The sequence below is a fragment of the Vibrio profundum genome, assembly GCF_050337555.1.
Lineage (GTDB): Bacteria > Pseudomonadota > Gammaproteobacteria > Enterobacterales > Vibrionaceae > Vibrio > Vibrio profundum.
Map to the genome: position 1 here is coordinate 37,512 of NZ_JAKJTA010000024.1, position 14,269 is coordinate 51,780.

The following is a 14,269-nucleotide window of genomic DNA, read 5'->3' on the forward strand; positions in this document are numbered from 1 at the left end:
AGGAAAAATAATAAAAAGTTTGAAGTATATCTATAACTTAGCGTAGGTAAAGTCATTCGCTTTCTGCTTTGAGCTGAATAATGAACTCTTCTTCCATGCCCTCGTTAAGGCACGAAATATCAGTACCACTTTCGACCATAATGGAGTCTATCTGGGTGTGATTTAGCGGGTAAGGCATGACGAGTTTGATACTTTCGATGCCTTCTGTTTTCGCCAACGTGCAAAGGGTGACTAAATTAGATTCATCACTATGGTTCGTCGATAACACTTTTAAAGCAGCATGCCAAAGGCGATCTTCTGGCGAAGAATGGGCATCTTGGGCACTAATCAGATTGCTATATCCAAGAGTTGTGGCTAGCCCTGCAATGTAGGCGTTCATTGCTTCAACGAATGTCCACTGTTTCCCACAAGATTCGCTCAAGAAAGAGGTGTAATCAAACTCTACATATTCAAGCTCTTGCTGTGCCATTTGCTCACCCATATTACTGCTACTATTGTCCTACTATTATAGATACCGCTGCATATATCAATACATTATAAGAAAACGTTATTTTATTACCATTTTGCGAGCACAAAGGGCATATAAAAGGCACAGTGTTAACATTCACCCTACAAAGCCAACGTGAATTTGGTATCTGAAGATAACAAAGTTACAGACTTGTTGTCGAAACGCGCACTTGTAAGTAACACTAATCAAGCGCTTCACACCGACCGATAATGACCAACGATACTTTTATCTGATATCGACCGTTTTACTGGCCTTCTTATATTGAATGCGCCATCCAGACCATTTAGGCAGCTCCCAGCGTTTCGGCGCATCTTTTCTCAAACCACTACAATAGGTGACACAAATACGTCTTTTCGCCGTATCGTATTCCACACTGAGATGCACCCCTGCTAAGGTCAACTCTAGGGGGTGAGCTTGAGCAAACTCTGAATATTCCCAGTCAGGAATGCCGTCGAAAGCGAAATCGTCGGCCGAGAACAAGGCTATATCATGAAGCGATTGCACTTCTAAATCATGTAATTGCTGCGTAAACCAAGTTGTAAAAGTGACGTTGTGATGATCTTTGACGTCACTATACCCCAACTCAACATAAAGTCTCCAATGATCAATCTTGCGCGTCATCACAACTGCAAAATCCCCTAGTAATTTGCCTGACATAACGGCATCAAGCACGGGCTTTACACTCAAACCTCCTTGCGCTTCAACTTGCTTGGTCGAAATAATACGGCCAGCATAAACAAGCTCTAGTTGACTTAATAGCTCACCATTTTTCAACGCCGTCTCGCCCTGCTGCCACTCACCTAACCCATGCTTTCCAATAAACTCTAGCGGCACTGGCATAGTAACCGTTGCGATGGTTACTGTTTGCTTAACGCCCCGCCCAGACAAACTGTGTGTATCCAAAACTAACACCGATTCACTCTTGTCCAACAGTCTTGAGTGTTTGCCAATTTGCACTTCCATCACGCCATTACCCATTGTCTCTCGTCGTTTAACACGCCGAACAAACAGCAGCTCTGGGTGCAAAGTAACGATGGCTTCAGCCAATGCATGCCTAACATATGTCGACGCGACAGATAAGTCCGGTAACGCAAACGCACTGCGCATTTGGCTGGCTAGCCCTTTGGCTTCCTTAATGGCCTCAGTGTCTACTGAGATCTCTGGGTAGTACTTTCCCCGCACGAGGTTAATCAATATAGAGACATCGCAGCTATATGGCTCTGACTTACTCAAACTCTCCAATTCTTCCGCCCCTTTTGGCAAGCTATACAAGGCAGCTGGGACAGACAAAGCCGCGGTGAGATCTATCATGGCTTCTTTAGTCGCCTTTTTCTCGATTCGGCTCACTAAGTCTGCGTATAAAGGGTCAATAGGCAATGTCGCTAACTGGCGACCGTGTGCTGTAATATTGCCAGCCTCATCGAGCGCTTCCATCAACACAAGTTGCTCGTTCGCGTAGAACAATGCTTTTTCTGGAATAACATCTAGCCAATCTAGATCGTCTAATCGGTAACCACATGCCGCAGCCGCTAAAACGGGATCGACCAGAGACTCACGCTGCATTTGTGGCGGAGTCACATTTTCCAGCGAAGCATATTGCCCATAAAGCCGAACGCATACGCCATCTCTCACCCGCCCTGCACGACCAGTTCTCTGCTGAGCACTGGCTTTAGAAATATGAGTCAGAATCAGTGCGGTGCGACCATTGCGCTGCACGTTGCGGCGCTCTAATCCACTATCAATCACGGCCGTGATATTAGGAATAGTTAAGGAGGTTTCAGCCACATTTGTCGCCAACACGATTTTTCTCTGCGGCTGAACATTCAGCGCAACATGACGCTGCTGGTCCGATACTGACGCGTGCAACGGCGCAACAATCCAATCATCTAAACCGTTCAAAGCGGCTTGGCACGCTGATATTTCTTTTCTTCCGGGAAGAAACACCAAGATATCTCCATCGAGTTCAAGGCGATGAACCTCTTCCTTCACCCTTCGTTCAAGATTGTAAACCTCAGGAAGGAAATGGGACTCCCGGCTACGATATAGGGTTGAGACTTGATAATTACGGCCTTTCGCAATTAACCTTTTGGCTTGCAAATAATGGGCTATTTTCTCGCTGTCCAAAGTAGCCGACGTCACTATCAAACGATGGTTTGCTGCTTTTTTAAGTAGCGCCACCAGTAAATCCGTATCCCAACGACGCTCGTGGAACTCATCCACCATGACAACCGCGAAGTCAGACAACTGGTTTTCCACGTACCACTGCAACGCCACCCCAGGAGTCACAAACACGATATCGCTGTTATCAGTGCAACGCACATCCAGTTTTATCGCGTAGCCTATTTGTTCACCCAACTGGCAGTTTTCAAGATCGGCCACGTATTCCGCTAAAGAAGTACACGCTATGCGTCTGGGTTCAATCACTAAGACACGTCCGAATCGCTTCGCCCATACGGGTAAACGCGTTGATTTCCCTGAGCCAGTTTCCGCCTGCACAACCATATGGTTATCAGCAAGCAAAACACAAAAATCATCTTGAATCGTATCTATCGGCAATGAGAGCATATAAAAGCTAAGTTTCCGTCGGTAAAATCGAAACAGATTATATACATAATGACGCTTTCATTGAAAATGTCTCTTAACACGGAAAAAACACCGCGCTCAGTGCTCTAAGATTGAGCCATATCAACATAAATAAGAGTTTTATCAGTCACGAAAACGATTCACTATTTACATCATAGTAACTTACTCCTATTATTTGCGGGTTTCCTTACACTGTCAGATAGGCTTAGGCTAACGATGAATAACGACAAACGTCCTCTTTATATCCCTTATGCTGGTCCCGCTCTTCTTAGTACTCCTCTTTTAAATAAGGGCAGCGCATTTTCCGCTTCAGAGCGCATGTCTTTTAACTTAGAAGGTTTACTTCCAGAATCGACCGAGACCATAGAAGAACAAGTAGAACGTGCTTACCAACAATATCAAAACTTTGAAAATGATATGGATAAGCATGTTTACCTACGTAACATTCAAGACACCAACGAAACTCTATTTTATCGTTTAGTGCAAAACCACGTCACTGAGATGATGCCTATCATCTACACTCCGACAGTGGGCGCCGCTTGTGAGAACTTCTCCAATATTTACCGCCGTGGCCGTGGTCTGTTCATCTCTTACGAAAATCGTGAGCGCATCGACGACCTGCTAAACAACTCAACCAACCAGCACGTTAAGGTTATCGTTGTCACTGATGGCGAGCGTATTCTTGGTCTGGGTGACCAAGGTATCGGCGGGATGGGCATTCCGATTGGTAAGCTGGCACTTTACACGGCATGTGGTGGTATCAGCCCAGCCTATACCCTTCCAATTGTTCTTGATGTGGGTACCAATAACCCGCAACGCTTAGCAGACCCAATGTACATGGGTTGGCGTCATCCACGTATTACCGGTTCAGAATACGAAGAATTTGTTGAAGAATTCATTCAAGCCGTACAGCGCCGCTGGCCTGATGTACTGGTCCAGTTTGAAGATTTCGCGCAGAAAAACGCGATGCCGCTGCTAGAGCGCTACAAAGATCGCATTTGCTGCTTTAACGATGACATCCAAGGTACAGCAGCCGTCACTGTTGGCTCACTACTCGCGGCATGTAAAGCAGCAGGTAATAAGCTATCAGATCAACGTATTGCATTCCTCGGTGCAGGTTCTGCAGGTTGTGGTATTGCCGAAGCGATTATTGCGCAAATGGTAGCGGAAGGCATTTCTGACCAGCAAGCTCGCTCGCAAGTCTACATGGTCGACCGTTGGGGCTTGCTACAAGAAGGCATGCCTAACCTGCTCGACTTCCAGCAAAAGCTGGTACAAAAACGTAGCAACACCAAAGATTGGACGAGTGACGAAAGCACTGGTTACTCTCTGCATGATGTTATGTGCAATGGTAAACCAACGGTACTGGTTGGCGTATCAGGTGCACCGGGTCTGTTTAGCAAAGAAATCATTCAAGAGATGCACAAGCATTGCCCCCGTCCGATTATCTTCCCGCTATCAAACCCAACGAGTCGCGTAGAAGCGACACCAAATGACATCATTCGTTGGACTAACGGCGAAGCACTCGTTGCAACCGGCAGCCCGTTCGATCCTGTCGTCCATGGCGACAAAACTTACCCGATCGCACAATGTAACAACAGCTACATTTTCCCAGGTATCGGTCTGGGTGTTCTCGCTGTCAATGCGAAGCGCGTAACTGAAGGCATGCTGATGGAGTCAAGTCGCGCGCTGGCAACTTGTTCACCACTAGCTATCAATGGCCATGGTCCGCTGTTGCCGCCGCTAGAAGAAATTCACTCTGTATCGAAGAAAATCGCATTTGCCGTGGCGAAAAAAGCCATCGAGCAAGGTGTTGCATTAGAAATCACTGACGAAGCTCTAGAAGCTGCAATTGACCAGCACTTCTGGCAACCAGTTTACCGTCGCTACAAGCGCACCGCGTTTTAATTTCAAAGTAACAGAATAAGTTAACGTCCAACTTAAACTATGAGGTGCCCCTTCTTTCGAGGGGCATATATTTTACTATCATGTTTCAATTATTAGCTCCGTTTGGAAAAGATATTCTCCCGTACATTTCTGAAATATCCACAGCGCTTATCGCATGTACATTGATCTTACTTGGTAACGAGATCAATGGGTTTATTCGTCGTGCTATGCGCAACCAGCATTTCATCATCAGAATTGTTATCTTTGTTCTAATCAACGCTTTCGGTTACGGTTTAGTGATTGTCAAAATTACCCCATATGTCGCTCATGGCTTCCGTCAGCTCAGCCCCGGTGTTATGTTAGCTATCATATTGCTGTGCTTCATCGTCATCGGCGACTGGGCACAACGGAATCGTCATATTTAGGGTTGATAACCCTCACTATCTAAGAGATAAAAAGTAGGATCTTATGCCAATTATTCGGATTCAATTCCGACGTCTTATTCGTTATATTTCCTATGCTATCCTTGCCGGTTCGTTAGTGCTTTTTGCCTTAGATCGCTGGGTTAGCTTACAAACAGATAGCGCCATTATTGAAGAGGGACAACCTGTCCCTCACTTTAATATCGCGTTGGTATTGGGAACCAGCAAATACCTAGGCCGCACGCTCAATGAATACTACTCCCACCGTATCGATGCTGCGATTAAGTTGTATAAAGAAGGGAAAGTTAACTACTTTCTATTGAGTGGCGATAACGCCCATCGTTCATACAACGAACCTTGGACCATGAAACGCGACCTAATCAAGGCCGGTGTGCCTGATCAACGTATTTATCTCGATTACGCTGGCTTTAGCACCTTGGATTCCGTCATGCGCGCGAAAGAAGTATTTGGCGCCGATCATTTTTTGATTATTTCGCAAAATTTTCACTGTGAACGAGCACTCTATATCGCTCAACATCGTGGCATTCACGCCACTTGCTTAGCCGTACCGGGACCAACCGAAAAAACCGGATTTATGACGCGTTTTCGTGAAGTATTCGCGAGAGTCAAAGCCTTTCTGGATCTCTTTATCCTAGATGCCCAGCCAAAGTTTCTTGGTCCGAAAATATCCATCACGGCCCCAAACTCAACGCCTCTTGAAGACGGCGATCAACACCCAGATAACCCCATCCTCAACCAGCATTAAATCTTTTCTTCCGCCGTTGGTCATTTTGGCCAGCGGCGCTTAACCTTATTGATAAAAGCACAACACTTATTGATAAAAACAAAACCATTGATAAAAACAAAACAATAGCAGAGTCATGTCTATGCAAAAACTTGCGACTGGAACACTAAAAAAAATGCGTGCTAGCCTAAACGGCGCGGTCAGCTACCACTTACCCGTAGGTGAGGCCAGCATTGAGCTAAACCAATACATTGGCCAAACGCTTTCTCTTACTCATACTGGCAATATCTTTTGCAGTTCATGTGGTAAGAAAACTAAGAAAAGCTACTCACAGGGCCACTGTTTCGTTTGTATGAGGAAGCTCGCCAGCTGTGACATGTGCATTATGAAGCCTGAAACCTGTCACTACGCCGAAGGCACTTGCCGAGAGCCTCAGTGGGGGGAAGAAAACTGCATGGTCGATCACTTTGTCTATTTGTCTAACACTTCCAACTTGAAAGTAGGCATTACTCGGCACACTCAGATACCAACACGTTGGATTGACCAAGGCGCTACGCAAGGCTTACCTATTTTCAAGGTAAAGACTCGCTATATTTCGGGGTTAATTGAAGTTGAAATCGCCAAACACATTGCAGATAAAACCAATTGGCGCGCATTACTGAAAGGCGATGGTGACCCTCTTGCCCTGCAAGAAGAGTGCGCCCGTCTAATGGCGTTGGTTGAACCTAAAGTGGCTGAGATCAAACAAGAGTTTGGTGACGATGCCATCACCCCACTAACGGAGTCGATCACGCAACTGTCGTACCCAGTGACCGAGCACCCGACCAAAATTACTTCACATAACTTTGATAAGAACCCTGAAGTGCAAGGCGTTTTAAAAGGTATTAAAGGCCAGTACCTTATTTTTGATACTGGTGTCATCAATGTAAGAAAGTTCACCTCCTATGAAGTTGAAGTTTCCGTCGATGCCGAGTGAAGATAAAACAAACAGCGGGCCTAAAACACTTTTATTAGAGCTGTGATTTCCATACAATCAAGCCAAGAACTATCGCCATCATCGAATATGGAGTCTGCATGAGCGACATAAAGCATTGTGATTTATTAATTTTAGGCTCTGGGCCTGCTGGCTATACCGCCGCAGTATATGCTGCGAGAGCGAACCTAAAACCTGTTCTGGTCACGGGTATCCAGCAAGGCGGTCAGCTAACAACGACCACAGAAGTGGAAAACTGGCCTGGCGATGCTGAAGGGCTAACTGGACCCGCTCTAATGGAACGAATGAAAGAGCATGCGGAAAAGTTCGAAACTGAGATGGTGTTTGATCATATTAACGAAGTTGATCTGTCACAGCGCCCATTCCGCCTCAAAGGTGATAGCCAAGAATACACTTGTAACGCCTTGATTATTTCAACGGGTGCATCAGCGAAATATCTTGGTTTGGACTCGGAAGAAGCCTTTAAAGGCCGCGGCGTTTCTGCTTGTGCAACGTGCGATGGTTTCTTCTATCGTAACCAAAAAGTAGCCGTCATCGGTGGCGGAAATACGGCGGTTGAAGAAGCCCTGTATCTGTCGAATATCGCGTCTGAAGTTCACTTGGTTCATCGCCGTGATAGCTTCCGTGCCGAGAAAATTCTCGTCAAACGTCTCATGGAGAAAGTCGCGAGCGGCAATATCGTGCTGCACACCGACCGCACCCTCGATGAAGTGTTGGGTGACGACATGGGCGTTACGGGTATGCGCATCAAAGATACTCAGTCTGACAGTGTTGAAACATTGGATGTAATGGGCGTGTTTGTTGCCATTGGCCACCAGCCAAATACACAAATCTTCAACGGCCAATTAGACATGAAAGATGATTATATTCTTGTGAAATCAGGCTTAGAAGGTAACGCGACTCAAACCAGTATCCCGGGCGTCTTCGCGGCAGGTGATGTTATGGATCACAATTATCGTCAAGCAATCACATCCGCAGGGACAGGTTGCATGGCTGCGCTTGATGCCGAGCGCTACCTCGACGGGCTGGTGAATGAATCGTAATTCGTAAAGTGATTTTGCATATTTAGTCAAAATTCGCAGTGGCCCAATGGTATTACCATTGGGCTTTCTTTTGTATAATCCCGTGCTCATTACACACCTAACAACGACCATTAAGCCTTCAAAATGGATAAAAATAAAAGACGCAGCTTGAACGCCTGGCTCAAGCAGCAAAGTAAGTTAGCAAAACGCTGGCTAATGATTGCTGTCGGCTTGGGCGTAGTATCAAGTCTATTTCTGCTAGTGCAAGCGGCACTGCTTGCTAGCATACTTGATCAGTTAATCATGAAACATGCTGATAAATATACGTTATTACCCTACTTCGCCGGACTCGTTGCTACCATCGCTGCACGCGCTGCATGTGCTTGGGGAAGGGAAATCGCCGGACAACGCTGTGGCGAACAAATCCGTATTTATATCAGACAGCAAATCTTAGAAAAATTGCGTGAATTAGGCCCTGCCTACATTAAAGGCAAGCCTGCTGGTTCTTGGGCTACCTTGATGCTAGAGCAAGTCGAAAACATGCATGACTTTTTTGCACGTTACTTACCGCAAATGTCGCTTTCTGTGCTGATTCCATTTGTTATTTTGGCGGTTGTGTTCCCCGTTAACTGGGCCGCTGGACTGATTTTCTTGATCACTGCCCCACTGGTTCCTTTCTTTATGGCGCTAGTCGGTATCAAAGCTGCCGAAGCGAACAGAAAGAACTTCAAAGCGCTGCAACGCTTGTCGGGTCATTTCTACGACCGTTTACAAGCGATGACCACTATTCGTCTTTTCGACCGCGCTCCGGCAGAAACCGAAGTGATGAAAGGCGCATCCGAAGTATTTCGTACCCGCACCATGGACGTCTTGAAGATTGCCTTCCTTTCGTCTGCCGTGTTGGAATTTTTTACGTCCGTATCCATCGCCATCACTGCGGTTTATTTTGGCTTTAGCTTCATTGGTGAACTTGATTTTGGCCACTACGGTGTCGCAATCTCTTTGCTTTCGGCTTTATTTGTCTTGATTTTAGCGCCTGAATTCTATCAGCCACTGAGAGATCTCGGGACTTTCTACCATGCAAAAATGCAAGCCATCGGCGCTGCAGAAAGTATTGTTGAATTCCTCGAAGTGGATGTCAGTAAAGTCCAATCCGGTGAACAACTGCTTGAAAAACAAAATCGAGTGGAAATTGAAGCAAACCAACTAGAAGTCTTTAGTCCTGATGGCAGCCAACTTGTCGGCCCTGTTTCATTTAAGATTGATAACCAAAGCACTTCAGCTCTTGTTGGCCCAAGTGGCGCAGGTAAAACCAGCTTAATCAACGCAATTTTAGGCTTTATGCCTTACCAAGGTAGCTTAAAAGTGAATGGTATTGAGCTACGTGAGCTTAGCCACAATAGCTGGCGTGAGCAGATTAGCTGGGTTGGACAAAACCCATTGCTGCTGCATGGCACCATCAAAGAAAACATCACGTTAGGTCAACAAGATGTGCCTGAGAGCACGATTGATCAAGCCCTACAAGACTCCTATGCCGAGGAGTTTGTCAGCCAGCACGGTCTTGACTATCAAATTTCAGATCGCTCAGGTGGCCTTTCAGTTGGACAAGCTCAGCGTTTAGCGCTAGCTCGTGCCATGCTGCAAAATGGGCAATTTTGGCTACTGGATGAACCAACAGCAAGCCTTGATGCTCGCAGCGAACGCCTTGTTATGGATGGCCTGAATAAACAAATTCAGGGTAAAACTACACTGATGGTCACTCACCAATTAGCGCCACTTAAAGACGTGCAGCAAATTCTTGTCATGCAAGAGGGTAAACTGGTTCAAGCTGGTAATTTCGAACAACTTTCAGGCCAAGATGGTCTATTTAACGACATGCTAAAGTCCAACTTACAACAAGACTTGGCTAACAAGGGGAACCTCGATGCGTGATTTACTCCCTTACCTGAAACTTTATAAGAAGCATTGGTTTGGCCTATCTCTGGGTATGCTGCTCGCTTTTGCTACCTTGCTGTGCTCGATTGGCTTGCTAACCTTGTCGGGGTGGTTCTTGTCTGCGTCTGCCGTCGCTGGACTCACCGTCGCGCGTAAGTCGTTCAACTATATGCTACCAGCAGGCTTTGTACGCGGCTTCGCCATCGGTCGAACCGCAGGTCGTTGGGGCGAGCGGGTTGTTAGCCACGATGCGACCTTCAAACTGCTGACTGATCTGCGCATTTTCTTCTTTGAAAAGCTAACGCCGCTGATCCCCGGCCGCGTATCCAACTTACGTGATGGCGACTTACTGAACCGCCTAGTGTCTGACATTGACGCAATGGACCATGTCTATTTGCGCCTTATCAGCCCTATCGTCGTTGGTGTCTTCGGTATTGCTTCACTAACGATTTTCCTATGCTACTTTGATGTCAGATTGGGCCTCACACTAGGCGCAATTTTGCTTGGCTTACTATTGCTTTGGCCGATCCTGTTTTACAAACTAGGCAAAAATAATGGTGAAAAACTGACGCTCAATACGGCAGAGATGCGCGTGGCGACTCTCGATTGGCTAGAAGGTTACAGTGAGCTCACGCTATTTGGTGCTGAAGAGCGTTACCGTAATGCCATCTATACTGCGCAATCTAAACTGCTCAAGAATCAGTTCATCAATGCTCACTTAAACGGCTTAGCTCAAGCGCTACTTATGCTGGCAAGCGGCTGGACGTTAGTTTTAATCATTTGGCTATCTGCCAATGGCGTTGGTGGTCATCCACCGGGCCCAATGATTGCCTTGATGGCGTTTGCCACAATGGCCAGTTTTGAAATGATTATGCCAATTGCTGGCGCATTCCAATACTTAGGCCAGACATTAACTTCAGCTCGACGCCTAAATGACGTGATCTTAGCTGAGCCTGATGTTGAGTTTGTAGCGCAACCCACCAGCCATAGCGGCCAATATTCGATTGATTTTGATGGCGTGGAGTTCTGCTACCCTGATTCATCAAAAGTGGTCTTGAACAAAGTGAGCCTTAGCATTGAAGCCAAGAAAAAAGTGGCAATCTTGGGTCAAACTGGTTCAGGAAAATCAACCATGCTGCAACTACTTTCTCGCTACTGGGACCCGCAATCAGGCTCAGTATCGATCGCAGGCAAACCTCTTACCCAGTGGAATGAAAGCCAGCTTCGTCAAGCAGTGAGTGTCGTTAGCCAACGTGTCGACATTCTTAATGGTACGCTACGCGACAACTTGTTGATGGCATCACCAGACGCTTCAGACGAACAGCTATCTAAGACTCTAACCGAGGTCGGCCTCGACAAACTTCTCGATGACAAAGGGCTAGATGCTTGGCTCGGTGACGGTGGGCGTCAGCTATCCGGTGGTGAAAAGCGCCGTATCGGCATAGCAAGAGCTATCTTGCACAATGCACCAGTGTTATTGCTAGACGAACCAACCGAAGGTTTGGATAAGTCGACTGAGAAGCAAATCATGTCTCTCTTGGAAAAGCACTACGCAGACAAAACCGTGCTCTTTATCACTCACCGTTTAGTGAACCTTGCAAACATGGACGCTATTTGTCTAATTGAACAAGGCGAAATAATCGAATACGGCTCTCACGAACAGCTCATTGCTCGTGGCGGACGCTACCATCAGCTGACCCAATCTATCTAGAACGTGACCTTGTTGCTGATAATAGATTGATAAAAATAAAAGGCCGATAGTTATCTATCGGCCTTTTTAGTTAACACTTCTCAGCTTCACCACTGTATAGATGATCGCTAATATTCATAAACCGCACTGTTCAACAACAGTACACTTCAAATTAACGCGCTAGCAAGTACCCGCTGCAGCGCTATTTACCCAGCTTTGCTGTGGCTCAACCTCTCGCCACCAGCGAGGCGTATCAGGTAGGGAATCTAGCATCATTTCTTGACCAAACTTTGGCGTTAGCAAGGTGACGTTATTTTGTTTAGCGAGTGATAGAATTCGCTCTAAAGGTTCGAACCAATCATGCAAAGATAAATCAAACGTGCCGTTGTGGATTGGCATCATATAGCAGCTATTTAAATCTAGATTAGCCTGCATACTTTGCTCTGGCATCATGTGAACGGTGCTCCACAGCTCATTGTACGCGCCAGTTTCCACCATCGCGATATCAAAAGGGCCATACTTCTCGCCGATTTGCTTAAAGCCTTCGAAATAACCACTATCACCGCTAAAAAACAAATTCTGCTGCTCGCTTTGAATCACCCAACTTGCCCATAAGGTTGTATTTCTATCGAACAAACCTCGGCCGGAAAAGTGATGAGCAGGAGTCGCCACGAATTTAATGCCATCAATGACTTTCTCTTGCCACCAATCTAATTCCAGCACCTTATCTTGGTCTACTCCCCATTTCACCAACCTCTCCCCGACTCCAGTTGGGGTCACGAACTGCTTAACTTTAGTTTTAAGCTGCGCAATCGCGCTTTTATCTAAGTGATCATAATGATCATGACTAATCACCACAACGTCAATTGGCGGCAGCTCTTGCGCACTTAGCGGGCTATCGTGAAAACGTTTAGGCCCAGCCCATTGTACTGGAGAAGCTCGCTCGCTCAGCACCGGATCAGTCAGAATGAATTTACCATTTAAGCGTATTAGCATAGTTGAATGCCCTAAGCGAAAAATAGCATCGTGGTGAGCTGCGAGCTGCTCGGCTTGGATCGGTAACACCGGAATATCAGCCGTTGGCCGAGGCGTTTGCCGTTTCGCAGTAAAATACGCCTTACTTACCTGCCAAAAATTGGCCGAAGAACTGTGGTTTTGGCTAGGAGAGTTAACAAACTTCCCTTCAACACGGTTCGATAACAATTGACTAGATTTTTCTGTAGTCATCACGACTCTCCCTAAACTCACAAGGCGAAGCACGTCAATTCGATTCTCTAAACCATCAAACTAACAAGCTTGTTTTTTGAACAAAAAAGTAAACTGTACGGTGCAGTTTATTCTCATGGGTTTAAAAAGTAAACTGGTAAGTGTAGAATATTTACAACCTCACCGAGCAATATGAAATTATGACCGTGAAGAAAAAAACGTGTAGTGAACTAAAGCGAGAGGCGATCGTCTCAGCGGCAACCTCTGCATTTAAAGATTATGGCGTTCAGGCCACCAGTATGGATAAACTGGCACAAATTGCGGGCGTATCTAAACGCACCGTATACAACCACTTTGCCACCAAAGAAGCCTTAGTCATGCATCTCGTCTCCGATCTTTGGAAACGCGCGACCGTTGATATTCCAGTTGCATATAACGCTGATAGCTCACTCAAAGCGCAGCTTGCTAACATGCTGACTATCGAGCTAAAATTTATCGGCTCAACCGACTACCTTAACTTAGCGCGCGTGGCCTTTGGCTACCTGTTTTACAACGCACAAGAGCTAAAGAAAGAGTTCGAAAAGGTCTCAGGGCAGGAAACGGCTATTCAACGCTGGATAAAAATAGCCCGAGAAGATGGCCGACTGAAGGATATCAACATTGAGTTTGCCAATAATCAACTTCATAGCCTGATCAAAGGCAACGGTTTTTGGCCTCAACTTATGGGAATGCGAAGTGAGTTGTCTGATGAAGAGATTGAATTTCTAGCAGATGAGTCGGCGGAAATGTTTCTATGTCGGTACGAAAAATAAAAGTCGAATGGCTGTCAGTGAATAATAATTATTAGAGCTCTCACACCTTGTGAGAGTTTTTTTACTGTTGAAGAAGTCACGAGAATCTGGCACTAAAGATTGAAACTGATTACTGGACAAAAGTGAGTCGGTGACTTTGCTAATTTATAAAACAACGGATTAGCTTAAGGGCTCTTCTCCGCTTAAGTGAGCTTGATATTTGGATAAAAGGTTGAATGAGTATCAGGTACGGATGTTTGTCTGATCTTCAGTTTGAAGTAATCTATATCTCTGATGCCTCGGGCTCTTCTTCTGAGTAAACCTATAGAAACATTCCCAGCTTCAACCCGAGCATTCGTTAGCTTATATTTTGCATAGTTACAGATACCGACTCTTCTATCCCATAAAGCATCAGCAAAGTTACATAGGGAGAGAACTCGTGTTGATTTCGCTAGACGACACCATCCTTTGAGTGCTTGTGTCATG

The 14,269-nt window shown here is 45.9% G+C and carries 12 protein-coding genes; 8 read left to right on the forward strand and 4 right to left on the reverse strand.

Annotation, left to right across the window (positions count from 1 at the left end):
• Positions 1–52 precede the first annotated feature (52 nt).
• Both L4C34_RS18345 and L4C34_RS18350 read right to left on the reverse strand, forming a co-directional pair.
• Entirely contained in the window at positions 53–469 is a 417-nt protein-coding gene (locus tag L4C34_RS18345) for a transporter (RefSeq protein ID WP_428790771.1), read from the reverse strand.
• 264 nt (positions 470–733) lie between these two features.
• Positions 734–3,073: a helicase-related protein gene (locus L4C34_RS18350; protein WP_428790772.1), complete on the reverse strand. Its 2,340-nt coding sequence runs from the start codon at positions 3,071–3,073 to the stop codon at positions 734–736.
• A 234-nt stretch (positions 3,074–3,307) separates the two neighbouring features.
• Between L4C34_RS18350 and L4C34_RS18355 the strand changes: the two genes are divergently transcribed.
• From L4C34_RS18355 to cydC, 7 genes are all read left to right on the forward strand, one after another.
• Positions 3,308–4,999, forward strand: coding sequence for an NAD-dependent malic enzyme (locus L4C34_RS18355; protein WP_428790773.1), 1,692 nt, complete (start codon positions 3,308–3,310; stop codon positions 4,997–4,999).
• Between the two features lie 80 nt (positions 5,000–5,079).
• Positions 5,080–5,403, forward strand: a complete 324-nt coding sequence (locus L4C34_RS18360; protein ID WP_428790774.1) for a DUF3392 domain-containing protein — start codon at positions 5,080–5,082, stop codon at positions 5,401–5,403.
• A 43-nt stretch (positions 5,404–5,446) separates the two neighbouring features.
• A complete protein-coding gene (locus L4C34_RS18365) occupies positions 5,447–6,166 on the forward strand; it encodes a SanA/YdcF family protein (RefSeq protein ID WP_428790775.1) in 720 nt (239 codons plus the stop codon).
• Positions 6,167–6,287: 121 nt separating this feature from the next.
• Positions 6,288–7,121, forward strand: a complete 834-nt coding sequence (locus L4C34_RS18370) for a DUF2797 domain-containing protein (RefSeq protein ID WP_428790784.1) — start codon at positions 6,288–6,290, stop codon at positions 7,119–7,121.
• Between the two features lie 98 nt (positions 7,122–7,219).
• Positions 7,220–8,182, forward strand: coding sequence for a thioredoxin-disulfide reductase (gene trxB, locus L4C34_RS18375; protein WP_428790776.1), 963 nt, complete (start codon positions 7,220–7,222; stop codon positions 8,180–8,182).
• Positions 8,183–8,305: 123 nt separating this feature from the next.
• Positions 8,306–10,093, forward strand: coding sequence for a heme ABC transporter permease/ATP-binding protein CydD (gene cydD, locus L4C34_RS18380; protein WP_428790777.1), 1,788 nt, complete (start codon positions 8,306–8,308; stop codon positions 10,091–10,093).
• On the forward strand, positions 10,086–11,807 hold the full coding sequence (cydC, locus tag L4C34_RS18385) for a heme ABC transporter ATP-binding protein/permease CydC (protein ID WP_428790778.1): 1,722 nt from the start codon (positions 10,086–10,088) through the stop codon (positions 11,805–11,807). Before cydD ends, cydC begins: the two co-directional genes overlap by 8 nt.
• A gap of 159 nt (positions 11,808–11,966) precedes the next feature.
• On the opposite strand, the gene L4C34_RS18390 is transcribed toward cydC, so the two are convergent.
• The gene (locus L4C34_RS18390) at positions 11,967–13,013 is read right to left on the reverse strand and encodes an MBL fold metallo-hydrolase (RefSeq protein ID WP_428790779.1); all 1,047 of its coding nucleotides are present in this window, start codon (positions 13,011–13,013) and stop codon (positions 11,967–11,969) included.
• A 179-nt stretch (positions 13,014–13,192) separates the two neighbouring features.
• Here L4C34_RS18390 and L4C34_RS18395 point away from each other — a divergent pair, with 179 nt between their 5' ends.
• The gene (locus tag L4C34_RS18395) at positions 13,193–13,804 is read left to right on the forward strand and encodes a TetR/AcrR family transcriptional regulator (RefSeq protein WP_428790780.1); all 612 of its coding nucleotides are present in this window, start codon (positions 13,193–13,195) and stop codon (positions 13,802–13,804) included.
• Between the two features lie 182 nt (positions 13,805–13,986).
• Here L4C34_RS18395 and L4C34_RS18400 read toward each other — a convergent pair.
• Positions 13,987–14,269 (reverse strand): transposase (locus tag L4C34_RS18400; RefSeq protein WP_428789508.1); only part of this gene is annotated, 283 nt, incomplete at its 5' end.

Coding starts and splice junctions, on each gene's coding strand:
- L4C34_RS18345 (WP_428790771.1), bottom strand. CDS start 469: ATGGCACAGCAAGAGCTTGAATATGTAGAGTTTGATTACACCTCTTTC.
- L4C34_RS18395 (WP_428790780.1), top strand. CDS start 13,193: ATGACCGTGAAGAAAAAAACGTGTAGTGAACTAAAGCGAGAGGCGATC.
- L4C34_RS18390 (WP_428790779.1), bottom strand. CDS start 13,013: ATGACTACAGAAAAATCTAGTCAATTGTTATCGAACCGTGTTGAAGGG.
- L4C34_RS18355 (WP_428790773.1), top strand. CDS start 3,308: ATGAATAACGACAAACGTCCTCTTTATATCCCTTATGCTGGTCCCGCT.
- L4C34_RS18360 (WP_428790774.1), top strand. CDS start 5,080: ATGTTTCAATTATTAGCTCCGTTTGGAAAAGATATTCTCCCGTACATT.
- cydC (WP_428790778.1), top strand. CDS start 10,086: ATGCGTGATTTACTCCCTTACCTGAAACTTTATAAGAAGCATTGGTTT.
- cydD (WP_428790777.1), top strand. CDS start 8,306: ATGGATAAAAATAAAAGACGCAGCTTGAACGCCTGGCTCAAGCAGCAA.
- L4C34_RS18365 (WP_428790775.1), top strand. CDS start 5,447: ATGCCAATTATTCGGATTCAATTCCGACGTCTTATTCGTTATATTTCC.
- L4C34_RS18350 (WP_428790772.1), bottom strand. CDS start 3,073: ATGCTCTCATTGCCGATAGATACGATTCAAGATGATTTTTGTGTTTTG.
- trxB (WP_428790776.1), top strand. CDS start 7,220: ATGAGCGACATAAAGCATTGTGATTTATTAATTTTAGGCTCTGGGCCT.
- L4C34_RS18370 (WP_428790784.1), top strand. CDS start 6,288: ATGCAAAAACTTGCGACTGGAACACTAAAAAAAATGCGTGCTAGCCTA.